Annotated in this window: 26 protein-coding genes; 7 read left to right on the top strand and 19 right to left on the bottom strand. The window is 40.1% G+C overall.

What is annotated here, in order from left to right; translation table 11 throughout:
- Positions 1-251: 251 nt before the first annotated feature.
- On the bottom strand, positions 252-1,268 hold the full coding sequence (locus tag VK91_RS02300; protein ID WP_004229076.1) for an inorganic phosphate transporter: 1,017 nt from the start codon (positions 1,266-1,268) through the stop codon (positions 252-254).
- 15 nt (positions 1,269-1,283) lie between these two features.
- Positions 1,284-1,904, bottom strand: coding sequence for a DUF47 domain-containing protein (locus VK91_RS02295; RefSeq protein WP_004229078.1), 621 nt, complete (start codon positions 1,902-1,904; stop codon positions 1,284-1,286).
- 390 nt (positions 1,905-2,294) lie between these two features.
- On the opposite strand from VK91_RS02295, the gene VK91_RS02290 reads away from it, so the two are divergent.
- The 3 genes from VK91_RS02290 (at position 2,295) to VK91_RS02280 (ending at position 5,587) form a co-directional block, all read left to right on the top strand.
- Positions 2,295-3,059, top strand: a complete 765-nt coding sequence (locus tag VK91_RS02290; RefSeq protein ID WP_048390377.1) for a TSUP family transporter — start codon at positions 2,295-2,297, stop codon at positions 3,057-3,059.
- Between the two features lie 101 nt (positions 3,060-3,160).
- Positions 3,161-4,537 (top strand): Na+/H+ antiporter NhaC, encoded by a 1,377-nt coding sequence (gene nhaC / locus VK91_RS02285; protein ID WP_048390375.1) that lies wholly within the window; start codon positions 3,161-3,163, stop codon positions 4,535-4,537.
- Positions 4,538-4,822: 285 nt separating this feature from the next.
- On the top strand, positions 4,823-5,587 hold the full coding sequence (locus VK91_RS02280; protein WP_048390372.1) for a trans-aconitate 2-methyltransferase: 765 nt from the start codon (positions 4,823-4,825) through the stop codon (positions 5,585-5,587).
- Between the two features lie 44 nt (positions 5,588-5,631).
- Here VK91_RS02280 and VK91_RS02275 read toward each other — a convergent pair whose 3' ends face one another.
- The 3 genes from VK91_RS02275 to VK91_RS02265 form a co-directional block, all read right to left on the bottom strand.
- Positions 5,632-5,952 (bottom strand): YnfA family protein, encoded by a 321-nt coding sequence (locus tag VK91_RS02275; RefSeq protein WP_004229297.1) that lies wholly within the window; start codon positions 5,950-5,952, stop codon positions 5,632-5,634.
- Between the two features lie 41 nt (positions 5,953-5,993).
- Positions 5,994-6,728, bottom strand: a complete 735-nt coding sequence (locus tag VK91_RS02270; RefSeq protein ID WP_048390369.1) for a sulfite exporter TauE/SafE family protein — start codon at positions 6,726-6,728, stop codon at positions 5,994-5,996.
- Between the two features lie 76 nt (positions 6,729-6,804).
- Positions 6,805-7,659 carry a LysR family transcriptional regulator gene (locus VK91_RS02265; protein WP_048390367.1) on the bottom strand — a complete coding sequence of 285 codons (855 nt, stop codon included), beginning with the start codon at positions 7,657-7,659 and terminating at the stop codon, positions 6,805-6,807.
- 111 nt (positions 7,660-7,770) lie between these two features.
- Here VK91_RS02265 and VK91_RS02260 point away from each other — a divergent pair, with 111 nt between their 5' ends.
- Positions 7,771-8,538, top strand: a complete 768-nt coding sequence (locus VK91_RS02260) for a sporulation protein (protein ID WP_048390365.1) — start codon at positions 7,771-7,773, stop codon at positions 8,536-8,538.
- Between the two features lie 71 nt (positions 8,539-8,609).
- Entirely contained in the window at positions 8,610-9,281 is a 672-nt protein-coding gene (locus VK91_RS02255) for an HAD family hydrolase (RefSeq protein ID WP_048390363.1), read from the top strand.
- 40 nt (positions 9,282-9,321) lie between these two features.
- Here the strand turns inward: VK91_RS02255 and ptsP are convergent, their stop codons facing one another.
- From ptsP to VK91_RS02200, 11 genes are all read right to left on the bottom strand, one after another.
- Complete coding sequence (gene ptsP, locus VK91_RS02250) at positions 9,322-11,034, bottom strand: phosphoenolpyruvate--protein phosphotransferase (protein ID WP_048390361.1); 1,713 nt, start codon at positions 11,032-11,034, stop codon at positions 9,322-9,324.
- Positions 11,031-11,297 carry an HPr family phosphocarrier protein gene (locus tag VK91_RS02245; protein WP_004229305.1) on the bottom strand — a complete coding sequence of 89 codons (267 nt, stop codon included), beginning with the start codon at positions 11,295-11,297 and terminating at the stop codon, positions 11,031-11,033. Before VK91_RS02245 ends, ptsP begins: the two co-directional genes overlap by 4 nt.
- The gene (locus VK91_RS02240; protein ID WP_053075668.1) at positions 11,294-11,998 is read right to left on the bottom strand and encodes a glucosamine-6-phosphate deaminase; all 705 of its coding nucleotides are present in this window, start codon (positions 11,996-11,998) and stop codon (positions 11,294-11,296) included. The genes VK91_RS02245 and VK91_RS02240 overlap by 4 nt, the downstream gene beginning before the upstream one ends.
- A gap of 20 nt (positions 11,999-12,018) precedes the next feature.
- Positions 12,019-12,729 (bottom strand): sugar isomerase domain-containing protein, encoded by a 711-nt coding sequence (locus VK91_RS02235; protein ID WP_048390359.1) that lies wholly within the window; start codon positions 12,727-12,729, stop codon positions 12,019-12,021.
- Positions 12,730-12,795: 66 nt separating this feature from the next.
- Entirely contained in the window at positions 12,796-13,956 is a 1,161-nt protein-coding gene (gene nagA / locus VK91_RS02230; protein ID WP_048390357.1) for an N-acetylglucosamine-6-phosphate deacetylase, read from the bottom strand.
- 97 nt (positions 13,957-14,053) lie between these two features.
- Positions 14,054-15,997: an N-acetylglucosamine-specific PTS transporter subunit IIBC gene (gene nagE, locus VK91_RS02225; protein WP_048390355.1), complete on the bottom strand. Its 1,944-nt coding sequence runs from the start codon at positions 15,995-15,997 to the stop codon at positions 14,054-14,056.
- Positions 15,998-16,175: 178 nt separating this feature from the next.
- Positions 16,176-17,117, bottom strand: a complete 942-nt coding sequence (locus tag VK91_RS02220) for an ABC transporter permease (protein ID WP_048390353.1) — start codon at positions 17,115-17,117, stop codon at positions 16,176-16,178.
- Positions 17,095-18,015 carry an ABC transporter ATP-binding protein gene (locus VK91_RS02215; RefSeq protein WP_048390351.1) on the bottom strand — a complete coding sequence of 307 codons (921 nt, stop codon included), beginning with the start codon at positions 18,013-18,015 and terminating at the stop codon, positions 17,095-17,097. The genes VK91_RS02220 and VK91_RS02215 overlap by 23 nt, the downstream gene beginning before the upstream one ends.
- Before the next feature lie 87 nt (positions 18,016-18,102).
- Positions 18,103-18,816, bottom strand: a complete 714-nt coding sequence (locus VK91_RS02210) for an ATP-binding cassette domain-containing protein (RefSeq protein ID WP_048390349.1) — start codon at positions 18,814-18,816, stop codon at positions 18,103-18,105.
- Between the two features lie 9 nt (positions 18,817-18,825).
- Positions 18,826-19,182 (bottom strand): GntR family transcriptional regulator, encoded by a 357-nt coding sequence (locus tag VK91_RS02205; protein WP_048390347.1) that lies wholly within the window; start codon positions 19,180-19,182, stop codon positions 18,826-18,828.
- Positions 19,179-19,955 carry a hypothetical protein gene (locus tag VK91_RS02200; protein WP_048390336.1) on the bottom strand — a complete coding sequence of 259 codons (777 nt, stop codon included), beginning with the start codon at positions 19,953-19,955 and terminating at the stop codon, positions 19,179-19,181. Before VK91_RS02200 ends, VK91_RS02205 begins: the two co-directional genes overlap by 4 nt.
- A 190-nt stretch (positions 19,956-20,145) precedes the next feature.
- Here VK91_RS02200 and VK91_RS02195 point away from each other — a divergent pair, with 190 nt between their 5' ends.
- On the top strand, positions 20,146-20,379 hold the full coding sequence (locus tag VK91_RS02195) for a hypothetical protein (protein ID WP_016994653.1): 234 nt from the start codon (positions 20,146-20,148) through the stop codon (positions 20,377-20,379).
- 6 nt (positions 20,380-20,385) lie between these two features.
- Positions 20,386-21,060 carry an HAD family hydrolase gene (locus VK91_RS02190; RefSeq protein ID WP_048390332.1) on the top strand — a complete coding sequence of 225 codons (675 nt, stop codon included), beginning with the start codon at positions 20,386-20,388 and terminating at the stop codon, positions 21,058-21,060.
- 17 nt (positions 21,061-21,077) lie between these two features.
- Here VK91_RS02190 and VK91_RS02185 read toward each other — a convergent pair whose 3' ends face one another.
- The 3 genes from VK91_RS02185 to VK91_RS02175 are packed head-to-tail and all read right to left on the bottom strand — an operon-like array spanning position 21,078 to position 24,989.
- The gene (locus VK91_RS02185; RefSeq protein WP_048390330.1) at positions 21,078-22,628 is read right to left on the bottom strand and encodes a hydantoinase/oxoprolinase N-terminal domain-containing protein; all 1,551 of its coding nucleotides are present in this window, start codon (positions 22,626-22,628) and stop codon (positions 21,078-21,080) included.
- On the bottom strand, positions 22,621-23,724 hold the full coding sequence (locus VK91_RS02180) for a DUF917 domain-containing protein (RefSeq protein WP_048390328.1): 1,104 nt from the start codon (positions 23,722-23,724) through the stop codon (positions 22,621-22,623). Before VK91_RS02180 ends, VK91_RS02185 begins: the two co-directional genes overlap by 8 nt.
- The gene (locus tag VK91_RS02175; RefSeq protein ID WP_048390326.1) at positions 23,721-24,989 is read right to left on the bottom strand and encodes a cytosine permease; all 1,269 of its coding nucleotides are present in this window, start codon (positions 24,987-24,989) and stop codon (positions 23,721-23,723) included. Before VK91_RS02175 ends, VK91_RS02180 begins: the two co-directional genes overlap by 4 nt.
- Positions 24,990-25,064: the final 75 nt, after the last annotated feature.

Here is a 25,064-nt window from a genome sequence, read left to right as displayed (position 1 = left end):
CCACTTTGCCGCTCCTATCCGCAACTTGACCGAGCTATCCGCCACTTTTGCCGTTCTATCCACTACTTTAACCGGGCTATCCGCCAATTTTGCCGTTCTATCCACTACTTTAACCGGGTTATCCGCCACTTTGCCGGTTCTATCCACTACTTTAACCGGCTATCCGCCACTTTGCCGGTTCTATCCGCTACATCCTTCATTTTTATCCCATTAAAAAAGGAATGCACTGTGATTGTGCATTCCTTAGCGAACTAGAAAAATAAACTTAGAATATAGTAAATCAATGCTGCCATGACAGCAGAGATTGGCATCGTGATGACCCATGTTGTAACGATTTTACGTGCCATCCCCCATTTAACGCCTTTAACACGGTGTGCTGTTCCGACACCCATGATGGATGAAGAAATAACATGTGTTGTAGAAACTGGTAAATGGATTAATGTGGCACCAAAGATAATCGATGCAGAAGCTAAGTCTGCTGCTACCCCATTTACTGGGCGGATTTTCATGATTTTACCGCCCACCGTTTTGATAATTTTATAACCTCCGACAGATGTACCAAGACCCATCGCAGTTGCTGCAGCAAAACGTACCCAGAAAGGAATATCATCTCCTTGGTGTAGGCCGCCGGCGATTAGCGCCAAGGTAATAATACCCATTGCCTTCTGCGCATCATTTGTCCCGTGTGTAAAGGATTGTAAGGCTGCTGTCCCAATTTGCATTGTACGGAAGCCTTTATTCGTTCGATATAAATTCATATCTTTGAAGATGACTTTTAATAATGTCATCATCAGGAAACCAGCTGCGAACGCTAGTAATGGTGAAAAAATAAGTGCTTGAAGAATTTTAATAAACCCAGCATAGTTCAAAATATCAAATCCTGCTGCGGCAATAGCTGCCCCTGCAACAGAACCTATTAATGTATGAGAAGAACTTGATGGAATCCCAAAATACCATGTTAATAAATTCCATGTAATGGCAGATAATAAGGCTGCTAAAATAACAACAGAACCTGTAATATCTCCATCATAGGCATTTAAAGAAAATGGGTCCACAATATCTTTTGTTAGGGCTTTGGCTACCCCAACGAATGTAATCGCTCCGACGAAGTTCATTACTGCTGCCATATAAACCGCAGTACGTGGCTTTAAGGCACGGGTCGATACAGAGGTAGCAATCGCATTGGCTGTATCATGGAAGCCGTTTATAAAGTCGAACACAAGTGCGAAAATAACGACTAATATGGTGATTAATAAGATCGTATCCATTTCGTACACTCCATCTTATGCATTACGCATAATTATTGTTTCAATTGTGTTTGCTACTGTTTGACAGCTGTCCGCAATGTCTTCAAATTGCTCATAAATATCCTTGAAAACAATCAAACGCATTGGGTCTTTTTCTTGGATGAATAATTGCTTCATTGAAGAACGGAAAATTTCATCACATTCACGTTCATTGTCCTTAATTTGAATAGCATGTTTACGCATTTCCACAAGCTTTTTACTATTTAACAGTTCCATGGCTTGTACCATTTCGTCCGTGCTTTTCGCAATATATGTGAGGAATTGACGCATTGGCTCTGTTACTTCTGTTAGGTTGTACATATTGAAGTGTGCAATACAGCCTTCCATTCCATCAATCACATCATCTAATTTATTGGCTAATGCTAAAATATCTTCACGCTCAATTGGCGTCATAAAGGATTTATTCAGCATAACGATTAGCTCATGGATTAATTTATCGCCACTTGTTTCGTATTGCTTCATTGTATCTGCAATTTCTTTTAGCGCATCTATATCTTGAATACGGGCATTATGAGCATAATAGATACCCTCATTCACGTTTTTCGCAATTTTTAATAGTGACTGAAAAAATGGATCTTGCTTATTTGAGTTGAACATCCTGTTCCTCCTGTTGAAAAAATATTGTCAATTTCTGAACCATCATAACAAAACATTTACACAATTCTACAAAATTTTAAACACTAAGATGTTGATTTTACAAAACTGTAATATAAAATTTGCCACATTTATTTTTAAGCTATTTCGCAAGTTGTAAACGTTGGAAATCAAATATTAAAAATCACTATTTTTTCTTTAAAAATGACCATTTTTTCTTTTATTTTTATAAAAATACTTGAAATAAACTTTTTTCTGCTTATTTGTTTGTCTTGTGAAATGTTAAGGAATTGTAAACGAAATTTACATGAAAATGCTGGAATTTCATTGTTATTTTTTGACTTCCGCAGTACGCTATGTTAAAACGCAATGAGGAAAGATGGGAGCATATTTATGGATATTGATTTACTTTCACTCACAATATTATTACTACTTGCTTTTATCGCATCTTTTTTAAATGCGATTGTTGGAGGTGGTGGGCTCATCTCCTTACCTGCATTAATGGCTGTTGGTTTACCTCCAAGTACAGCCATTGCCACAAATAAACTGGCCAATACCATTAGTAATGGTACAAGTATGCTAACTTTTTTACGTGCAGGTAAAGTTGATATCAAGAAAATCGGAAAAATCCTCCCCTTTATCTTTGTAGGGTCTTTACTCGGTGCCTTTACTGTCCATCTTGTGTCCCCTGCTATTTTAAAACCACTTATGCTTGTTATGCTCGTCCTTGTAGCTGCTTATACAATGTTTAAAAAAGATTGGGGACAGCAATATCAAGAGCTTGTACTTAGTACAGCCAAACATTTAGCCTATATAGGTGCATTTGCGGCTATTGGTTTTTACGATGGCTTTTTTGGACCAGGTACGGGTTCATTTTTTATTTTTATTCTATTAATGATGGGTTATGATTTTCTCCAAGCTGCTGGTAATGCGAAAGCTTTTAATTTCACCTCAAATTTAGCGGCATTAATCATGTTTTTAGTTTTAGGAGAAGTTCATTTTCTCTATGGTTTTTCGATGGGCTTTGTCATGATCTTTGGGGCAATCCTTGGATCCAAATTTGCGCTGAAGCGTGGAACGAGCATGATGCGTGTCATCTTTATTGTCATGACATGTTTATTGATTTTGAAAAATGCCTTGGATTATTTCTTTCATTGAGACCGCCAATTTTCAGTCAATTGACAAAAAATATTAGCGTGCTATAATACTTTTGGGCTTCACCGCATTGAAGCGCAGAAGTATTTATTAGGAGGATTCACATGTTTCGAATAGAAGCAAAGAGTAACCCTCGATTTCTTGAGGCAAGCTTTATCACTATTTTAATTATCGCCATAATGGCTTATAGTATTGGCTATTTAAAGGCTACGCCGCATATCCCGATTTTTCTTGTGATTGCCCTTTTACTGGCTTATGGATTACTGAAAAAAGTACCCTTTCGCGATCTTGAGGGTGGTATGATTGCTGGTGCTAGCGCTGGACTTGGCGCCGTTTTTATTTTCTTTTTTATTGGCATTTTAATTTCCAGCTGGATTATGGGTGGAACGATCCCAACCCTTATCTATTATGGCTTTTTAACTGTGTCGCCAAACTTTTTCTTTGCTATCGTGTTTTTAATTTGTAGTATCGTTGGTATTTCAATTGGAAGCTCTCTGACAACTGTAGCAACGGTTGGTGTAGCATTTATGGGCATTGCCGGAGCTATGGATATCTCGCTAACCATTACAGCTGGAGCGATTGTTTCTGGGGCCTTCTTTGGTGATAAAATGTCTCCATTATCCGATACAACCAATCTTGCTTCTGGTACAGTTGGTGTAGACCTTTTTGAGCATATTAAAAATATGGGCTGGACAACCATCCCTGCTTTTCTTATCTCCTTTGTGCTCTATGCTATTATCTCCCCAACAGGAGCTGCTACATCCTTTGAGACAGTGGAGCAATTTAAAGGGGGTTTACTGTCTACAGGACTTATTCATTGGTATACATTATTGCCAATTGTTGTTCTCGTAATCATGACTTTTTACAAGGCACCTGCAGTCATTACATTGGCTGTTGTGTCCATTATTGGAGTAGGTCTTGGCTCTTTACTTGACCCAGTTCCCGCTTCAGATGTCTTCAAAATTCTGTTTGATGGCTATGTCTCTCAAACTGGTAATAAAGAGGTAGATGCCTTGCTCACTCGTGGTGGGATGAATAGTATGCTATTTACAATCGCGCTTGTCTTACTTGCCTTAACAATGGGTGGCCTTTTATTCACACTAGGCATTATTCAAAGCATTTTAGCGAAGGTCGAAAGCTTATTTAAAAGTGCTGGTTCTGTTATTACAGGCGCTGCCATCACCGGCATCGGTGTTAATACATTGATCGGTGAACAGTACTTATCCATTCTATTAACTGGTGAGGCCTTTAAGGCACAATTTGCAAAGGTTGGGCTTGCACCAAAAAACCTTTCACGCGTCATGGAGGATGCAGGTACGGTCGTCAACCCACTTGTACCCTGGAGTGTTTGTGGTATTTTTATCACAAGTGTCCTCGGTATTTCCACACTGGATTACCTACCGTTCACCTTCTTCTGTTTACTAGGACCAATTCTAACGATCTTGTTTGGCTGGAGTGGCAAAACATTAACAAAGCTTTAACCATAGCAAAAGGTAGCTGAAAAAACACCAGCTACCTTTTTATTTTACTCAAAATTTTTGTGGACATCATTTTTTCCAATCATTGAGAAACACCATTTCTTACTACCTTGACTATGTGTTGTATAAAATAAATTTAATCCCTTATCGGATCGGAAATTTGATAGCGTGTAAAGCTAGCTGTTGGAGAGAAAGCTATCATTCCAATTTGGAATCAAAATTCATGATTTTTCGCATTTCTGTTGGATGATCTCCTTTGCTATGCTCTACTAAAGGAGATGAAATAGGATGACAACAAAAACAAAATGGAATGCTCATTTATATGATGAAAAGCATGATTTCGTGTCAAAATTGGGTACAAGCTTAGTCGATCTACTAGCGCCGCAAAAAAATGAACATATTTTAGATGTGGGTTGTGGTACAGGAGATTTGGCTAATGACATATCAGCACTTGGAGCTTCTGTGCTCGGAGTAGATGCGTCGGCTACAATGATTTTAGCTGCTCAGCAAAAATATCCTGCCATTAACTTTCAAACGATGGAAGCTACAGCGATGCACTTTTCTCAGCAATTTGATGCCGTTTTCTCCAATGCCGCACTTCATTGGATGAAGGAACCTGATGTAGTTATTGAAAATGTCTATGGTGCACTGAAGAACGGTGGACGCTTTGTTGCTGAAATGGGTGGACAAGGCAATATTGCATCTATCATTTGGGCTCTGCAAAAAAGTATGGAATCTTTACAATTTCCCTATATCGACCACTATTTCCCTTGGTATTTTCCAAGCGTCGAGGAATATCAATCAAAATTAGAAAAGGCAGGCTTTCAGGTCGAGAATATCACACTCTATAAACGCCCTACACCACTTCAAGGGCAGGATGGGCTTCGCAACTGGTTGGTCATGTTTAGTGAAAATCTTCTACAGCACTTAAAGGCTGATGAGAAAGAGCAGGTTTATGCGACATGTGAGGAATTATTAAAGCCAACTTGTTTCCAACAGAATGAATGGGTCATTGATTATTATCGTCTGCGCTTTATTGCTCGTAAAAAATAGATTACAAAAGGTTACTATTCTGTTGTAGTAACCTTTTTTCAATGCTAAGAGCGAGGCAGCAATATTACAATGACGCCTATTAAGCATATCCCTGCGCCAATAAAGTCTAAATGATCGGGCTTTTTGCCATCAATGCCCCACCCCCATAAAATAGACAACACGATGAATACCCCACCATAGGCTGCATAAACTCTGCCAAAGGTAGGGAAGGACTGGAATGTTGCAACAACGCCGTACAGAGCAAGTGCAATACCGCCAATAATGCCCCAATAAAAAGGTTTACCCTCTCGTAACCAAAGCCAAATTAAATAGCCCCCACCTATTTCACCAATTCCCGCAAGAATAAATAATAATATAGCGATCATATTGTATCTCTCTTTCTCATTTTCACTCTATTATACATGTCTTACATACTCCAATATGTAATGGTGTCCGTTATTCCGATTAAAATTAATAGGATTCCTGCTGTCATTTGAATAGCTCTTCCCATCTTCATGCTTTTTCGTAGGATAATACGCTTGGCATCAAAGACATAGATCAACAGAAGCATGATGATGAGCGGTACAGCGGTCGCTACGCCAAAAATACTAGGTAGAAGCAACCCATAGGAAGTACTTGCCACAAGGGGCATTAACCATACAAAAAATAGAACAAACATAGTGGGACAAAAGGCAATAGAAAAACTAGCACCCATTAAGAACGAGCCAAATTTCCCCTCTTTTACTACAGGCGGCAGCAGCGATGTTAAACGTTGTAGAAAGGTTAATTTGAATAAACCGATTAGCACCAGCCCTGTTAGCAGCATCATCGGCCCAATAGCCTGACGAAAGATTGGAAAATAAACGGTCATCTTTGTTTCAAATGATTGCCCAAAAAGCCAAGCACAAAAGCCAAGCACACTAAAAACAACCACTTTCCCCACTATAAAAAACATAATTTCTTGCCAATTACTGCTCTTTTGAAGTGTTCGATTGCCGTAAAATGTAATGGCACTCATATTACCTGTTAACTGACATGGAGCAAAGGCGCCTATCAAGCCAAGAAGAATGGTCATCATCAGGGCAGAATGCTCATAGCCCTGTAGAAATTGCGTAAGCGGTTCACTAATCAACTGACTAATGGTGGACAATATACTATACATCTAAACACCCTCTATCTATTATTTATACTAAAATAGTATAAAGGTACATTATGAATAAACAGTGCAGAAAACGGCTTTACCCATACACGCTATTACACGCTACTAAAAAATCATCATAATCAGCCGAGACATACTTTGTAAGCAAGTAAGTATCCGATACAATATGAGAAAATTCTTTTACTGAATAGCTATGTAAAAGATTTTGCTGACAATCTGGTTCAATTACACTCTTAGGCAGCAAGGCAATACCAAGACCATGCTTGACGAAATGCTTGATTACCTCTGTTTGATTAATATGCATTGTTTGATGGCTAGTAAATTGCTGTAGCACCTGTTGTACTTCCTGCCAATAGGGCGCATATTCATGTGTGAAAAGCGTTTCCTGCTGTAAAAGGGTGAAAGCATCATATTCCTTTTTAGCAATAGGAGCAATTAAATGCAATGGTTCTTGTGCGAGCATTACCGTGTGAAGCTCACGAGTTGAGGTTAATTTGGATAAGCCCATATCGATTACACCAGTAAATACCGCTTCCCCAATTTCATTGGATTTTAAAAGTTCTATCACTACCTGAGTAGAGGGCTTTCGATGCTGGAATGCTGTAATAATAGCTGGTAATGTTGAATTCGCTATTTGCGGAGCAACGCCAATCGTAAGCTTAGCGGTGTAGCCTTTTACGAAGGAATCCATTTGTTGTAGCCCTTCATCTATAGCGGACAGAATTTTTTGTGCCTGCAGACGAAAATAAGCACCCTGCTGATTTAACGTCACCTGTTTGCTCTGTCGATCAAATAATGGGGTTTGCAATGCCCTTTCTAAATGTTGGATATGCTTCGTTACGGTCGATTGTGTAATAAATCGTTTTTCAGCTGTTTCTCGAAAGTTTTCAGTTTGTGCTGCCACTATAAATGTGCGTAGCCACTCTGTCTCCATCGCCATCCCTCTTTCGTTTTCAACTAGTATAACGAAAAATTTGTAAGTCTTGAAACCTTTTTTCAACATAAGCGTATGTATAGCTAACGATGTCAGTAGGAGGAATGAAAGATGTCTTTTTTTCATAAAGCATTAGCAAGTATTGGTATAGGTTCAGCGACAGTGGATACAAGATTGGAGAAGGATACTTATCGTGCTGGAGAGGTCATGCAGGGTGAAATCATTGTGCGTGGCGGTCAAGTTGAGCAACAGGTCGACACGATTTACCTATCCGTCAATACGACCTATATCCGTGAGTCGAATGATCACAAACATACAGAGGTTGCCGCACTGCAGAAGGTCAAAGTAACAGAGCCTTTCACACTGGGCGCCGGCGAGGAAAAAATCTTCCCTATTTCATTAACATTGCCATTTGAAACACCGATTAGTGCAGGTAAAACACAGGTATGGATTCAAACGGGTCTTGATATTAAAAATGCGGTCGATCCGAGTGATAAGGATTATATTCGTGTCGAGCCAACAGCACTAGCAGGTCATATATTAGATGCGATTCGTGGATTAGGTTTCCGTTTACGTGAAGCTGAATGTGAACAAGCTCCTTCACGCTTCCGCGGCTACTATCCATTTGTCCAGGAATTTGAATTTGTACCCACTGGACAATATAGAGGCCATTTAGATGAGCTTGAATTAGTTTTCCTTTCTCAATCCAACCATTCTGCAGAGATTTTCATGCAAATTGATCGCAAAGTAAAAGGCATTGGTAGCTTTTTTGCTGAAGCATTAGATATGGATGAAAGCTATGTTCGCACAACGGTTACGACGCATGACCTACCGACACTACAAGCAAAGCTTCAGCAAATCATTTCAAAACATGCCTAATGAACTAAAAAGTAGTTGAAGCCTAACTTCAGCTACTTTTTTTATGATCAAATAGGAGGATGAAAAGGATAATGATGAAAGCGGCATTATTTGATTTAGACGGAACATTATTAAATAGAGATGCATCTGTCGAACTCTTCATTAAGCAGCAATATGAGCGATTAAAGGGAGTACTAGGTTCCATTCCAAAAGAACAATATATAGCTCGTTTTATCCAATTAGATAAGCGGGGCTACGTTTGGAAGGACCATGTCTATCAGCAATTGGTAGAAGAATTTCATCTTGTTCATATTACGTGGGAAGAACTTCTTCAAGATTACCTAAACGAATTTAAATATAGCTGTGTCCCTTTTCCTAACCTTATCCCTATGCTAGAACAATTGAAAAGGGATCAGTTGGCTTTAGGCATGATTACGAATGGCTATGGGCATTTTCAGATGGACACTATAAAGGCATTAGCAATTGAACATTATTTTGATGTCATTTTAGTTTCTGAATGGGCAGGAATGAAAAAACCCGATCCTCAACTGTTTTTAAATGCCATCGAAAAGCTGAATGTCCTTCCTCATGAATGTGTTTTTATCGGCGACCATCCTGTGAATGATGTCAAAGGTGCTCAACATGTGGGAATGAAGGGCATTTGGAAAAAAGATAAACAATGGCAACATGTTCAAGCGGATGCCATCGTGGAGGATTTATTAGAAATACCGATATTCATTGACTCTTTCAGCCCATCATGCTAAAAACCCATCTACCAATAAGTAGATGGGTTTTTGTTCTATCTTATTTCACAGCTTGCTTTACTTTTTCCAGCACTTCTTCAGCTGTCGCTAGCTGTAATGCCTCTGTTGCTAAAGTCTGCATCTCTGGGACAGATAATTGCTTTAGCAAGGCCCTCGTTTTTAAAATAGACGTAGCACTCATAGAGAACTCATCTAAGCCTAGGCCTAGCAATAGTGGAACAGCATGCTCATCGCCAGCCATTTCTCCACACATTCCTACCCATTTCTGTTCTTGATGGGCAGCTTTAATGACCATTTGAATTAAACGTAATATGGCTGGGTTATATGGTTGATATAAATAAGAAACTTTTTCATTCATCCGATCTGCCGCCATTGTATATTGAATTAAATCATTTGTACCGATGGAGAAGAAATCCACTTCTTTGGCAAAAATATCTGCCATTACGGCTGTCGAGGGAATTTCAACCATCATCCCGACCTCGATGGAAGAGCCTACTGCAACCCCTCCAGCTATCAGCTTTTCCTTTTCCTCAAGCAAAATGGCTTTAGCCGCACGGAATTCTTGAATGGTCGCTATCATAGGGAACATAATTTTTAAGTTTCCGTAGACAGATGCTCGCAGTAGTGCTCGCAATTGTGTGCGGAATAACTCCTGCTGGTCAAGACATAGACGAATGGCACGGTGACCAAGGAATGGATTCATTTCTTCTTGCAAAGGTAAATATGGCAGGTGCTTGTCGCCACCAATATCGAGTGTTCGAATAACAACTGGCTTGCCCTTCATTCCTTCCAAGACTGTTTTATACGCTGTAAATTGTTCTTCCTCAGAGGGTAAATTTTCTCTGCCCATATATAAAAACTCTGTTCGATATAAGCCAATTCCCTCTGCTCCATGACGCAATACACCATCCAAATCATTTGGCGATCCAATATTAGCCGCCAGCTCAACATGCACGCCATCTTTAGAAACGGTTTGCTCATTCACTAAAGTAGACCATTCCGCCTGCTGTACCCGATATTTTTGTGCCTTCTCCTGATAGTCTGCAATCACATCGGCACTTGGATTCACTAGGACTTGACCCGTCAAACCGTCAACAATTATAGTATCGCCATCCTGAATTGTTGTCGTAGCAACCCCTGCCCCTACGACTGCTGGGATTTCTAAGCTACGAGCCATGATGGCTGAATGGGATGTACGCCCACCAATATCGGTAATAAAACCGAGAACATAGTTGCGATCTAATTGGGCTGTCTCTGAAGGTGTCAAATCATTCGCTACGATAATTACCTGTTCGTTAATATTGCTTGGATTTGGAATATGTACTCCGAGTAAATGTGCTAATATGCGATTTGTCACATCTTTAATATCTGATGCACGGGCACTCATGTATTCGTCATCCATACCTTCAAATAATGCCACAAACATAGAGGTTACTTCATGCAATGCATACTCCGCATTTACCGCTTCGTCTGCAATTTTTTGATTGATAGGCCCAATTAATTCGGGATCATGAACCACTAATAAATGTGCCTCAAAAATTGCGGCTTCTTCTGCACTAAATTTTTCTAATGTTTGCTGTCGAATGACAATCAGTTCTTGCTCTGCTTTGGCAAGAGCGGCTGCTAAACGTTTCTGCTCTGCCTCGATATCATGAACAGTTGTTTTAGCGAATGTTAAATCTGGTTGGACGAAACGATATGCTTTCGCAATGGCAATGCCGTCTGAAGCGGCAATACCAGTGAGTCGTGTCATTGTGCAAGCCCCATTTCCGTGATGAGTGTCGTTAGTGCTGCTAATGCTTGCTCTTCGTCTTCCCCCTCTACAACAAGTGTAAATTGTGAACCTTGCTTTAAGGCTAATCCCATCACACCTAAGATTGATTTCAAGTTAGCTGCTTTTTCTTCTGTACGTATTTCTATAGATGAAGCAAATGGTGTTGCTTTTGCCACAAGCTGGCTCGCTGGCCGTGCATGAATACCTAAAGGATCGACTACTGTAAATTGTTGTGTTTTCATAATTTATTCTCCTCTTCTTGTAAGTCTGTTAAAACCATTACATTTGGATGTTTCGATAAAGCAGTTGCAGGTACGTCTTCTGTATAATCAGATGCCAGTAAACGCTCTAACACCTCACGCTTAGCTTCTCCCACCGCGAGTAACAAAATGCATTTTGCCCGCATAATCGATTGAATACCCATCGTGTATGCCTGTGTTGGCACTTCGTCAACGGATGAAAAGAAACGCGCGTTAGCTTGACGAGTAGATTCTTCGAGTGTTACAAGATGTGTTAAAGAAGCAAATGACGTACCAGGCTCATTGAAGCCGATATGACCATTTTGACCGATACCAAGCAGTTGGAAATCTAAGGGATATTGTTGCAGTAATCCTTCATAGCGAGCTGTTTCCACTAAAGGATCTACTGCTAATCCATCTGGTAAATACGATGCTAAAAATGGTTTTTGGTTAAATAAATGTTTGTTCATATAATAGGCGTAGCTTTGCTGATGAGTTGCCTCAAGTCCAACATACTCATCCAAATTAAAGCTAATACAATGTGAAAAATCAATATCTGTTTTACAGATTTTAGCATATAGTGGTTCCATTGTTCCACCAGTAGCTAACCCGAACGTTGTGGCGCCATTATTTTTGGCTTCAACGATGGTCGCTACTGCATGTGAATATAAATCATCCATTGAGGAAAATCTTTTTACTTTCACCACATATCCTCCTTTGTATCCTAGAAATGAATACGCTGACCATACTGATCAATGAGCGCATCGTTATTAGTTTCCCCTAAATTACTGCTACCAAACACTGGTACACTAGCGCCCTGTGCATGCATAAGCTCAATGATTTGAGCGAATAAAGCATTTAGTAAAGTCGCACCTAACACCGTTGATACAGGAGCATATTGCAATTGGTCAACGGTTAACACACCATCACCTAATGGCACATGTGTATTCAAAACTTCATCTACTACTTGCTCTAAACGCTTGCCTGACGGATGGCGAGACGGCTGGTGCTGATATTCCAGTGATTGGAGTGAAATAGTCAAAGCGCCCGCTTCCTTTGCATAGGTAGCCATATCAATGGGCACTGGATTATTGGCAGAGGTTGAAATGATGATACAAACATCTTGGTCATCAAATTGCAGCTGATCCTTATAGGTGGCTAAAAAAGCCTGTTTTTTTTCATTTTGTGAGGATTGCCGTGCACCCTGATGTAGCATTAACGATTCTATGTGTATCGGTTTGACAGGCACTAAGCCACCTGCTCTATAGTAACATTCCTGTGCTAATAGCATGGAATGACCAGAGCCAAAGAGCTGGATAATGCCTCCCTTTGTGAGACGTTTAACAATTTGCTTGGCAATATGCATAAGTTGGTTGCTTTCCTGCTGTGCCACCATTGTTAAATATCGATTTACTTGTTGAAAATAGGTATTCATGTTCTATCACCTTTTCATTTCCATCGTTTCATGCAAGATGTTTGTATACCTGCTGCATATTAGTAACTATTGTCCACTTGAATTTGCATCATATAAGACCTTGCCCGCCTTAATCGTTTGGTGGAGCTTTAATTGTTCATCTAAAATCACTGCATCCGCATCAAAGCCTTGTATAAGCTGACCCTTATTACCTAGCTTCAATTGTTCGGCAGCATTAAAGCTGGACATTTTGACAAGCTCCTCCAGCGTACAATTCGTAATGTGATGCATATTCCGTACAGCCTGATCCATTTTTAAAATACTGCCTGCTAACGATCCATTTGACAAATGGGCACCTGCTTCTGTCACATGAACTGTTTGACCGCCTAAATCATATGCTCCGTAGGGCATTCCCTTTGCGCGCATGGCATCTGTAATTAAAATAAGCCCTTCTGCTCCCTTTAAGCGATAGGCCATTTCCACCGCGCCTTCATGCATATGGATAAAATCAACAATCAGTTCTGCCTTAATCGCATCTAGCAGCAGGACACCGCCAACTACACCTGGATCTCGATGGTGGAATGGACGCATCTGGTTGTATAAGTGTGTCCCCTGTGTGGCACCTAATTGAGCCGCTTGTTGCATTTGCTCAAAGGTAGCATCCGAATGACCAATTGAAACAATGACACCGCTAGCAGAAATACTTTGCACAGCTGCCATGCCATTCGGCTCTTCTGGTGCTAGCGTAATTTGCTTAATTTTATGGCCACTTAGTTGCTGCCATTTTGTCCATATATCTAAATCTAGCTCGACAATATATTCAAGAGGCTGTGCCCCTGCTCGCTGCTTTGAAACAAATGGCCCTTCGATATGAATACCTAGTACCTCTGCTTCATCTGGCTGTGGCTGGAACTGTGCTACATTTTCAATAGCTCGTTCAATGTTGTCATAGCTTTGTGTCATCGTTGTAGCTAAAAAGCTTGTCGTTCCTTCTTTTAAAAGGGATTGAGCCATCGTATGAAGCCCTTCATCAGAAGCATCCATCGTATCCATTTGAGCGGATCCATGAATGTGCATATCAATAAATCCTGGCAATAAAAATTTCCCTGAACCATCAAGCTGTTCTACATCGTGGATATCAAGCTGAGGAGCAATTTGCGCAATTTTACCATCCTTCATCCATACATCTACCTGTTCATCTCGTCCATTGCCATTCACTACTGTGATATTTCGAATGAGTAAACTCAAGAAAAACATCTCCTTCTTGAACAAGGGCTGTCGAAAAGGCATCCGTGTGCAATAGCTCATTGCCTCTGTATACCTTCGCTAACAGCCCCATTAGTTGTTACTTCTTCATTGTAATAATATTCGTTGAGCCTGCTCGTTGATAGCCAGTCTTTTCAAGTGTAATCTCTTGCCCCATTAAGCTTGTAAAGACAACTGGTGTGATAACAGAAGGTACTTGCCCTTCAATCTGTACAAGGTCTGCTTTTAATAAAGCATCCCCACGCTTAACTTTTTGACCATCTGTAACGAACAGATCAAAACCATCACCATTTAGTTTGACCGTATCTAAGCCAACATGAATTAATACTTCAATGCCCGTATCAGATTTTAAGCCAATTGCATGCTTTGTTGGGAACACCATCACTACTTGACCATCAAATGGTGCATAGACTGCTCCATCTGTCGGACGTATCCCGAAACCTGGGCCCATCAAGCCTGCTGAAAATGCCTCATCAGGCACTTCTGATAAAGGCAATAAATCACCCGTCATTGGCATTTCGATATCACGCAATGTCATCGTGTCATTCTTCACCGTTTCTTCCATGACAGGCTGAGCTGATGAAAGTCCTACATTGGCTGGTGCTGGATTGCCTTTTTTCAAACGTTCTTTTATGGCTTCAGCTAAAAACTCAACAGATGTCCCAATGATTACTTGGACATTGGTTTTACTAATACGCATAACTCCTCTTGCACCTGTTTGCTTCAATGTTTTTTCATCGACGCTAGCAGAATCCTGTACTAATAATCGTAGGCGAGTTGTACAATAATCCACTTGCTTAATATTGTCTTTTCCACCTAATGCTTCAATTGTATAATATGCACGTAAATCGACATCATCAGCAATAGCATTTACTTCGCCATCCTCATCCTCATCGTCTTCACGTCCTGGTGTTTTTAAGTCTAATTTTTTGATTAAGAAATAGAATACCACAAAGTAAATCGCCCCAAAGCCTAAACCTAAAGGTAATAAGAGCCATGGTTTATCTGCCAGACCAAGGTTGAGTAAGTAGTCAATTAAGCCTGCAGAGAACCCAAAGCCGTCACGGAATCCAACGAGATAGGCCACAGCCAATGAAATACCTGTTAATACAGCATGAATACCATAAAGAACTGGTGATAAGAACATAAAGGAAAATTCAATAGGCTCTGTAACACCCGTTAAAAAGGCTGTTAAAGCGATAGAAACGAACATCCCTCCAACGATTGGACGCTTTTCTTTTTTCGCCGCAAAATACATTGCTAGACAGGCTGCTGGTAAGCCAAACATCATGATGGGGAAGAAACCAGCTTGGAAATGTCCAGCTGTTGTGTCTCCTGCTAGGAAGCGGTTGATATCCCCTTTCACGATTTCGCCTGCAGCATTTGTAAATTCACCGAAATCAAACCAAATAATTGTATTGATTACATGGTGGAGACCCACTGGAATTAATAGACGGTTGAAGAAGCCATACATCCCTACGCCAAGTGATCCTGCACCGATCATCCAATTACCGACAGCATCAATACCACCTTGAATTGGTCCCCAAACAATTGCTAAAATACTACCTAAAATTGCCATGGTGATGGACGTAATAATCGGTACAAAGCGCCGTCCACCGAAGAATGATAACCATTCTGGAAATTTCACATTATAATATTTGTTATATAATAAGCCTGCCGTAATACCGGCAATAATACCACCAAACACACCCATATTTAATTCTTCGTTAACAGTCCCTAAAACGGCGACTAAAACAAGATGCGCAATCGCACCTGCTAGAGCTGCGCCACCACTACTATCATGTGCAAACCCCATCGCAATACCGATAGCAAAAATAATTGGTAAATTCCCTAGTATAGCATTACCAGAAGCGGCCATAATACTAGCAATGTACTGGATGGCTTCATTCGGTACGGCCCCAAGCATATCCGCTGAACCTAAACGCAATAGTAATGCTGCTGCTGGTAATGTTGCGATTGGAAACATGAGCGACTTACCGATTTTTTGTAAGAAAGCAAACATTCATTATCCCCCTTTGGTATAGTTGTCTAGACCACTTTAGCAAAAAAAAAGCGTTTTCACTAAGTTGCTATTATTATAGGCGCAATTCAAAAAAAAATAAATACTTTTTTAATATTTCGTGATGTTAAACAAAAAAACCGCACCCTAATCCAAAATTAGGGCACAGTTCTTCTTTAGCTTATGCCGTGACATCACGTTTCATAAAGGTTGAATAACTAATGACAAGGAAAACTACTGCGTATATCGCAAGTACTGTTAATGAGAAGGGCAACGTCACATCAGCAATCATGGAGCCACCACCATGCTCATACTGTGTTAAATCAGAATGTGTGAGCCAAATATATTTGACGATGTCGTATCGGCTTAAAAACATAACTATCATGCCGCCTGTAAAAGAAAGGAACATCGTTAAACCGATTGCTAATGAGCTTGAACGGAATACTGAGCCAATCAAAAAGGCAAATAATGTAGACATCACAAAATCGCCACCAGATAATAGGTAATGATAGGCTAAATCGCTCCATACAGCCTTTTCAACGACCTGTCCATTGACCATTTCTAATTCCACACCTGTTCCCATGCCGAACAAGACTAAGCCGATAAGGGCACTTACCACAACATTGACCACATACAATAACAAACCAAAAAGGAATGTTGTCAGTAATTTAGACGTTAACACTTTTGCACGGGACATTGGACGCGTTAAGAGCATTTTAATCGTCCCTGTTGAAAATTCGCTCGATACAATACTAGCTGCGGTAATGACTGTAAATAAAGTAACAAGCGTAAGCATACCGCTTGTAAAGGACATAAAGCTTGCAAGACTACTATCTTTTTGACTTGGTGCATCATTCGCTAAACGATATTCAGAAATAGCCATCTGCTCTTGAAAGTATGCCTTATCTTCCTCCGTTAAATCTTCACCTGCTAGCTTCTCTTTATAAGATTGAATGGCATCCTGCTCTATGTCCTGCCAAGAGCCTTCCGTCGGGGATTTTACTTCATAATATTTGGTGATTCCAGCAGGAACAAGAATGACAAGAATCAGCATGGCCACCATTGCCCATGTTCCTTTTTTATGCCATAATTTCATCCACTCATTTTGAATTAGCTTCAGCAATTTGTCCGCCTCCAGTCATTTCTAAGAATTGATCCTCTAATGTTTTTTGATGTGGCTGTACAGCAAATAATTGAATACCCGCTTGGACTAGTTGTGTAGTCATAGCTGGGACATCCTCTTTCTTCATTTCCACCACATAGCCTTGATTCTCTGCTACAAAGTTAAAGTCACACTGTTCCAGATAAGCAGACACCTGCTCTTTTGGCTGTGCCTCCACATAATAAAATGATGAGCTTTCATTGTGAATATCGCGCAGATCAATTAGCTGCCCATTTTGAATCACGGCCACTCGATCACACATCAATTCAATTTCTGATAATAAGTGACTTGAGACAAAGACGGATACGCCCTCTTCTGAAGCAATCTTACGTAGGTACATACGAAACTCACGAATACCAGCAGGGTCTAAGCCATTCGTCGGCTCATCTAAAATCAAAAATTTCGGTCTGTGCAATAACGCCTGGGCTAATCCTAGTCGTTGTCTCATACCAAGTGAATATGTAGAGACCTTTTCATGTATACGATTTTCGAGCCCAACTTGTTGAATGACCTCCTGAATTCGTTCCTTTGTTACATTTTTATGCATACGTGCAAAATGTAGTAAATTTTTATAGCCTGACATAAATTTATACATTTCTGGATTTTCAACAATCACACCTACCTTACTAATGGCTTCCTCATAATGCTCCTTCAGTGAAAGCCCGTCGATGATGACATTGCCCTCTGTTGGATGCATAAGCCCTGTCATCATTCGGATTGTTGTTGTTTTCCCCGCTCCATTTGGTCCTAAAAATCCTGTAATTTGGCCTGGATATAAATCAATGTTTAACTTTTGAATTAATTGCTTTCCTCGAATAGTTTTCGATAAATTTTGCAATTGTACAATCGGTTCTGTCATATTTTTCACCCTTTCTAATCTATTTCGCCTGAGCATTATGCAGTCTGGCACGACAACATTGCTTTATTGACGATTCTTTCTTCACCTTTAGCTGTCAATATTTTTTACTGAAGGACGATAAAACCCTTTCATCCACTCAACTGCATCCTTATTAGCCACGTCGCGTAATGTTTCCACATTCTCGTAGGCCATGATTGATCCTGCCTGCAATAAAATAATTTGATCTAAAATAGGCTCTACCTCATATAATTCATGTGTGGATAGCAAAATCGTTTGATTTTCGATGTCCGTAAATTGAATTAAGCCTTTAATCAACTGCTCTCTCACAATTGGGTCTAGCCCAGCAAATGGTTCGTCCATGACATAATAAGGAACCTCTCGTCCAAGGGTGGCAGCCATTTTCATGCGACCACGATTACCCTTTGATAATTGGCGTAGCTTTGTGCGCGTATCTACCTGTAAAAATTGTGCGACGATACAGGCTTTATCATAGGAAAAATCTTCAAATTGCGAAGCATAATGCTGGAAAAGCTGTTCACCTGTGTAGTACTCAAAAAACAAATCTGTATCTGGTAAATAAGCAATTTTGTCAGCACTTCTACGTGTGACTGGCTTACCCTCTAGTGTAATCTCACCAGCAGTGGGTCGCAGTAAACCAGCTAAAACTTTCATAAGCGTAGATTTACCACTACCATTTTCCCCAACTAGTCCAATGATTTGTCCAATCGGAAAGGAGAAGGATAGATCCTGTAAAACTGGCTTTTTCTTATATTGAAAAGATACATTTGATAGCTGTAACATCCCTTCACCTCACGCTTTATTTTTCAAAACCACAAGCATCTCTTCCTTCGAAAAGCCTAATGCCTCAATCGATGTTAAAAAATTTTCAGCCAGCTGATTTTTCATCTCTTCCCGCAATAACTCAATGCGCTCCTCATTGCTCGTAATAAATGTACCCTGTCCTCGTTTGGTTTCCGTTATGTTCATTGCCTCTAACTCCTTGTATACACGTTGCACCGTATTGACATTGACACCTGTTTCTACTGCATATTCTCGAACGGAGGGAAGTCGATCACCTAGCTCCAACTTCCCCTTCAAAATGTCTCCACAAATTCGATCGACAAGCTGGCTATAAATGGGTTTGTCACGCGAAAAATCCATCGTCATCGTAAAACCACCCTTTCAAGCCACTTCGATGCTGCTAAAAACAGCAGTAGTAGTAATAACGTAATGGCTATTTCCTCAACGACATATATCGAGCCAAGCATCCATTCCATCGTCATTTCTTTCGCTTTTGGTAGATAGTGTTCGATGTTTTGAAGCGAAACTTCCCCATGGAGGAAGATCGCTCGATACAGCTGACTCTCCGTTACCCGCGCCCAACCAGCTGTGGTTACATAAAACACAATCATTGTCAGCACAATTGAAAAACGACCTATTATGCGCTTCAATTGCAAATAAAAAGCTAAAAAGAATAAAAGAACGATAAATAGCATTAATTGTAAAATCGTCAATATAATAACAATTATTACTAAAACTAATAAAATTTGTCCAGCGCTCGCGATCAGCTCATCCTTAATATTGAAAATGGCTATACTCGTGAAAAGGATAGTGAAGAGGACATAACCTACTAATGAGCAAACCAATTTTGCTCCGATAAGCTTTGTGATAGAGCTTGTTGAATGGAGCCAGCTCTCCTTTGCTTTAATATCCAATCGCATCGATGCCAAAAATTGTAAGATAGAATAGAATCCACCTAGAAAAAGGACGAGCATCGTAAATGCAAATGCTAGTTGATGCTCATGTGCAAAGAGATCGACATACTGATGTAAGATATATGGAACGATCCAAGATAGCATAAGTCCCATAAATATCCCTACTAGAAACCATGAGCGATAAAGTACCCATTCTTTTTTTAAAAGTCCTGTAAAGCTTTTCAATCACAACACCTCGTGTCATAGTGTACTAGTCACATATTACACTATGACTTTTTTGTTGGCAAGTGGTAAATACAAGAAAAAGGAAATTTTGTTTACTCAACAATTACGCTTATGCTCAAAGAAGGTATTCACCTATTAAACACAGAATATATGGATAGCACTCTAACACTAAGCGTAAGGTGGTACTTGAATGGATAAAAGAGTTGTCTTTGATTTTGAAATTGAATTTACCAATGGTGGTGGCATACAAGGGCAGGATTTTCGCCTTGATATTGATGGAGATGACATATCGGACGAAGAGCTAGCTAAGTATATTGTGGAAGATATGAGGTTGCTCATGGTTGGCAAGGTTACGATCCTAAACAAAAAAATTATTAATGAAAAACATAAACGAAAACCTCTTGATGAGCAAGAAAGGACATGAAGCTCGTTGAAAGCGATACTATTTGATTTAGATGATACCTTACTTAATCGAGATCATGCTGTCGATAACCTGTTTTATATTATTTTGGAAAAATACTATGGTGCTATTCAGGGTATGCTCAAAAAGGACATGCTGGAAAAATTTAAGGAATACGATAAAAGAGACTATGGGATTGCCGATAAAACCAATGTTTTATCATCGTTTTTTGATGCGTTTCCATCAACCTTTCAATTACCTCGCCATGACATGCAAGATTTTTGGGATCAGCAGTTTCCATATTGCTTTTCTATCGATCAACATATGTTGAAGGTTCTCCAAACGATTAAGAAGCAAGTACAAGTTGGCATTATCACAAACGGCTCTACACTGCGACAAAAGGCTAAAATCACACATACAGGTTTAGCTAGCTATTTTGATGTTATTCTTATTTCTGAGGAAGTAGGCTTAACTAAGCCTGACAAACGCATATTTGAATTAGCTCTACATCAGCTCCAAGTTCAGCCAAATGAAGCCTTATTCGTTGGGGATGACTTAGCAAAAGATATTGCTGGTTGTCAGCGAGCAAGGATGAAGGGCATATGGTACAATCCTCATCGGCTCACGAATCCTACTGACATTAAACCTGATGCAGTGATTCATTCATTTGAGCAATTAATAAAAGGAAGAGCCCTGTTTAACTAGGACTCTTCCTTTGACTGTTACACCATTTTCCCTACTACTTTTACCTTCAATCTTGTTGCATTTTCTGGATGATACGCGAGAGGTGTTTCTTCTACTTCCACTAGCTCAATGGTATCTTCAAGAGCACCTGCTAATACGGCTTGTTTCACAGCCTTGTTTTGTGCATCCTTCAAGGATTCCTCACGCGGTTCTTTGGAATAAATATAAATTTGCTCATATTGACCACTAATTTGTGCAATCGAGGCTCCGATGGCATTCGCAACACCACCGTATTCAGATTTTACAATTGTGGAAACGCCCCGAATATTTTCTGGCACAATGATACCACCACCCCCTACTAAGACTAATGACACATCCTCTGAGGAAGTTTTCATCTTATCAATCGCCTGTTCTAGTAACGAAGAAATTTCTTCTTGAACGGCTTTGGCAAAGGCTTCATCAATATGTGCCACTAACGTGGAATCACCTACATCTGCTAAGCCTAAACGGACAGCGATATCTGTTGTCGTTAAGGTCGAGCCACCGAAAACAAGGGCCTCCTCACTGATTTTATAGCCTACACTATCCGGCCCAACTGTAATTTTGTTGCCGTTCACACGAACAATACTTCCCCCGCCAAGTCCGACTGAAATAATATCTGGCATCCTAAAGTTTGTCCGAATGTCTCCCACTTCAACTGCGACCGAGGATTCTCGCGGGAAACCATCCTGTAATACACCGATATCTGAAGTGGTACCCCCAACATCCAACACCATTGTGTTTTGAATTTGGGATAAATACGATGCTCCACGGATACTATTTGTTGGTCCACAGGCAATTGTTAAAATTGGGAATTGCTTGGCGTAGTCGATAGACATTAATGTACCGTCATTCTGGCATAGATACACCTCTACATCAAAAATGCCTTCCGCTTGTAACGCCTGTACAAAGCCCTGTGTTGTTGTCTTAATCACCTTACATAATGCAGCATTTAGAATCGTAGCATTTTCACGTTCTATTAACCCGACTGAACCTATTAATGAGGAGCAGGAAATTGGGAATTCCTCGCCATAGACTTCTTGAATCCATTCACGAACCTGCAATTCTTGATCATTTTTAATAGAGGAAAAGACACCAACAATCGCAATGGATTCTACTTGACCACGCCATTCCTCTAGTAGTTTTGTAATTTCCTGTTGATCAAGCGCACTCAATAATTGGCCGTCATATTCATAACCACCATGGGCAATGGCATAATTACCAGATAATTTATCAATCATATCTGCTGGCCAAGCTGTATAAGGGAGTACGGAAGCCGTCGCTGGATAACCTAGTCGAATGACACCAACCTTTGCTAGCTTTTTACGTTCAACAATGGCATTGGTGCATTGTGTTGTCCCTAACATCGCATGGGTAATTTTTGTTTTATCAATATTTGCGCCCTCTAGTAATTGTTGCAGTGACTTTTCAATCCCTGTTTTAATATCTAAGCTTGTTGGTGATTTCACACTGTAAATAAGCTGGCTATTATGGTCTAAAAGGATGGCATCTGTGTTTGTTCCACCTACATCGATTCCAATTTTATACATGCTCTGCTACCTCCTTTTTCACCAGTTCCTCAATTGGCGTATACTCATATTCATAGCCAAAGTATTTGGGTCCAGCTGTTTCAATACCTTTTGCTGTACGCCATTTTTCATGTGCTGGTAAGCCAATCACACGCACACGTTTACCATATTTTAAGCTCTCTGTTGTAACAGGCAATAAAGTTTCATAATCCACCAAACAAATTAAGTCTGGTGTCATCGCTATAACCTGCTCGTTTTTCTCAGCTAATAAGTTTTCATTTTGGAAATGAACCTTCATTTGATCATTTTTATAAGATTCAATACCTTCAAGATTCATTTTACCTAGGTTAAAGCCACCCTTCGTTTCACGAATAACATCCACTATTTTTCCTTGGAAAAGCTCATATCCATCCGCAAGCTTTAAAAGGCTTTGTAGCTTATCGTTCACCTCTTGATCTTTCGAGGCAATAATTTCACCGATTTTTTCAGAAAGCGTCACTATATGATGAACACCGCTTTGTTTAATTTGTGCACCCGTTGTTGGGTAGAGGCTCACTAAAGAACTAGCGCCCATTTCTACTGTTGCTGTTCGGGCGATACGCTCGGTCCATTTATTATCAATCGTTTCAAAAATACCAATATTCCCTTTTTCATCAGTGATGGCCATTGGCGTTGCCGAAATCCCATCTAAGTGGAATGTCACCATTTGTAATTCCGGAAATGCACGCCCCATGCCATCACAATCAATCAATGGTAAGCCAAGCTGTGCTGCTACTACAATAGGAATCATCGAATTGACCCCACCTGCTTCCATTGGATAGGTGCCTGCAATTTTTTCTTTTCCCAAATATTGGGCAAGCTTTTGAAAAACCTTAACAAACTCATCGCCACGTGGGAATTTTTCTACTAAAACTGATGGTGCCCCCATCATTGCGGCTGGAATGAAAAAATCATCATCCGCAATTTCATCCACTGAATACAACTTTACAGGGCCATTTTTTTCGATAGCAGAAAGCGCCATTAATTTTCCAATATAGGGATCTCCTCCCCCACCTGTTCCTAAAAATGCTGCCCCTATGGCAATATGTTCAATAGCTGCCTGATCTAAATATCTCATCTATGTTCCTCCAATATGACCGTTTTTTGTACAGATACACGATACCCAACATAATAAATCACGAATGAAATAATGATGCCAATCATCGGTTGGTTTGGTAGCGCTGGCAATGCAGGGAATAAGGAAAATACCACTGGCATACAGGCAATTACAGCACCTACTAGCCAAGAAAATACACCTAATCGATTGACCCCTTCAACTTCCTGCCAGCTATCTGTTTTGCCTTTATGAATGACCCAGTAGGAAGCAATCATCACCCCTGCAACAGGCGGAATCATCGCCGATAAAATTGACATGATAGGTGTAAAATAATTTAAAATCCCTACAACGGCTAAGATTGTGCCAATTGTACCCGCCACACCTATGGCTAATCGTTCTTTGTTTTTAGCAACATCAAATACATTAATTAAGGCAATTCCACCTGAAATTGCATTGACCAAATTGGTTTTCCATGTTGCTAAAATCAGACCCACTCCACCAATAAAGGGTGTTGCGATATGCAGAAAGACTGCTGTAATATCACTTGTTTGATAGGCAATCGTTAAGACAGCTCCCACAGCAATCATTAGCACCCCTGCAGGAATAATCCCTAATGTAGCGGCTTTGAAAACGTCTGAACGTTTTTTTGAAAATTGCGAATAATCACCCGCTATAACAGCCCCTAATGCAAAGGACCCAATCGTTACAGCTAAACCATCCATAAAGCTCATATTGCCCTGTGGCTGATAATCCCGAACGAGCTGTAGTTGCTCACCAGTTAATATTTGACCTAAACCATACAGGCAAATGATGACGAGCAATGGTACGGCGATATAGCTTAAAATACGCAACACCTTCATCCCATAAAGTGCGGATACGACCATGACCATACCACTAATGAATGAAGCGATTGGAATGGGTATATTCAAATGATAGATTGCTAATAAATTTGCTAAGGCTACACCACACACATTGGCCTGAATGCCAAACCACCCTAAGCAAGCAATAGCTAAGATAATGGATAATATTGTACGAGAGCCCTTTTTTCCAAACACTTGTCCTGCTATATGGACAGTGGGCTTTCCTAAATCACTGCTTTGCATGCCTTGCAAAATCATGATGATCACGACAATAGCATAGCCTACAAAAGCAACAGCCAGTGCCTTTGATAAACTCATATTGGCAATCAGTGCGTTACCGACTAATAAACTGGGAATACAAATCATGGCACCAGCCCAAATAATGCCTAAGCTATACCAAGATTGACCTTTATTTTCATTTTGCATGTGACTCCCTCCTTATTGGTGATGGATTAATGTTTTTAATTATAGAAGAAAGGTAGGAGTCGAGTCTTTTGCGCA

Origin of the sequence: Lysinibacillus sp. LK3 (assembly GCF_001043675.1) — a bacterium.
Lineage (GTDB): Bacteria > Bacillota > Bacilli > Bacillales_A > Planococcaceae > Lysinibacillus > Lysinibacillus capsici.
Note: the sequence above shows the minus strand (reverse complement) of the source record. Positions and strands in the feature narration are given on the sequence as shown.

Bases quoted from the DNA above. Each gene is read 5' to 3' on its own strand.
- nhaC (WP_048390375.1), top strand. From the start codon at position 3,161: ATGTTTCGAATAGAAGCAAAGAGTAACCCTCGATTTCTTGAGGCAAGC.
- VK91_RS02210 (WP_048390349.1), bottom strand. From the start codon at position 18,816: ATGTTACAGCTATCAAATGTATCTTTTCAATATAAGAAAAAGCCAGTT.
- VK91_RS02205 (WP_048390347.1), bottom strand. From the start codon at position 19,182: ATGACGATGGATTTTTCGCGTGACAAACCCATTTATAGCCAGCTTGTC.
- nagE (WP_048390355.1), bottom strand. From the start codon at position 15,997: ATGTTTGCTTTCTTACAAAAAATCGGTAAGTCGCTCATGTTTCCAATC.
- VK91_RS02260 (WP_048390365.1), top strand. From the start codon at position 7,771: ATGTCTTTTTTTCATAAAGCATTAGCAAGTATTGGTATAGGTTCAGCG.
- VK91_RS02185 (WP_048390330.1), bottom strand. From the start codon at position 22,628: ATGTATAAAATTGGAATCGATGTAGGTGGAACAAACACAGATGCCATC.
- VK91_RS02265 (WP_048390367.1), bottom strand. From the start codon at position 7,659: ATGGAGACAGAGTGGCTACGCACATTTATAGTGGCAGCACAAACTGAA.
- VK91_RS02300 (WP_004229076.1), bottom strand. From the start codon at position 1,268: ATGGATACGATCTTATTAATCACCATATTAGTCGTTATTTTCGCACTT.
- VK91_RS02215 (WP_048390351.1), bottom strand. From the start codon at position 18,015: ATGACAGAACCGATTGTACAATTGCAAAATTTATCGAAAACTATTCGA.
- VK91_RS02245 (WP_004229305.1), bottom strand. From the start codon at position 11,297: ATGAAAACACAACAATTTACAGTAGTCGATCCTTTAGGTATTCATGCA.
- ptsP (WP_048390361.1), bottom strand. From the start codon at position 11,034: ATGACACGACTCACTGGTATTGCCGCTTCAGACGGCATTGCCATTGCG.
- VK91_RS02295 (WP_004229078.1), bottom strand. From the start codon at position 1,904: ATGTTCAACTCAAATAAGCAAGATCCATTTTTTCAGTCACTATTAAAA.
- VK91_RS02175 (WP_048390326.1), bottom strand. From the start codon at position 24,989: ATGCAAAATGAAAATAAAGGTCAATCTTGGTATAGCTTAGGCATTATT.
- VK91_RS02280 (WP_048390372.1), top strand. From the start codon at position 4,823: ATGACAACAAAAACAAAATGGAATGCTCATTTATATGATGAAAAGCAT.
- VK91_RS02195 (WP_016994653.1), top strand. From the start codon at position 20,146: ATGGATAAAAGAGTTGTCTTTGATTTTGAAATTGAATTTACCAATGGT.
- VK91_RS02275 (WP_004229297.1), bottom strand. From the start codon at position 5,952: ATGATCGCTATATTATTATTTATTCTTGCGGGAATTGGTGAAATAGGT.
- VK91_RS02255 (WP_048390363.1), top strand. From the start codon at position 8,610: ATGATGAAAGCGGCATTATTTGATTTAGACGGAACATTATTAAATAGA.
- VK91_RS02180 (WP_048390328.1), bottom strand. From the start codon at position 23,724: ATGAGATATTTAGATCAGGCAGCTATTGAACATATTGCCATAGGGGCA.
- VK91_RS02235 (WP_048390359.1), bottom strand. From the start codon at position 12,729: ATGAATACCTATTTTCAACAAGTAAATCGATATTTAACAATGGTGGCA.
- VK91_RS02270 (WP_048390369.1), bottom strand. From the start codon at position 6,728: ATGTATAGTATATTGTCCACCATTAGTCAGTTGATTAGTGAACCGCTT.
- VK91_RS02290 (WP_048390377.1), top strand. From the start codon at position 2,295: ATGGATATTGATTTACTTTCACTCACAATATTATTACTACTTGCTTTT.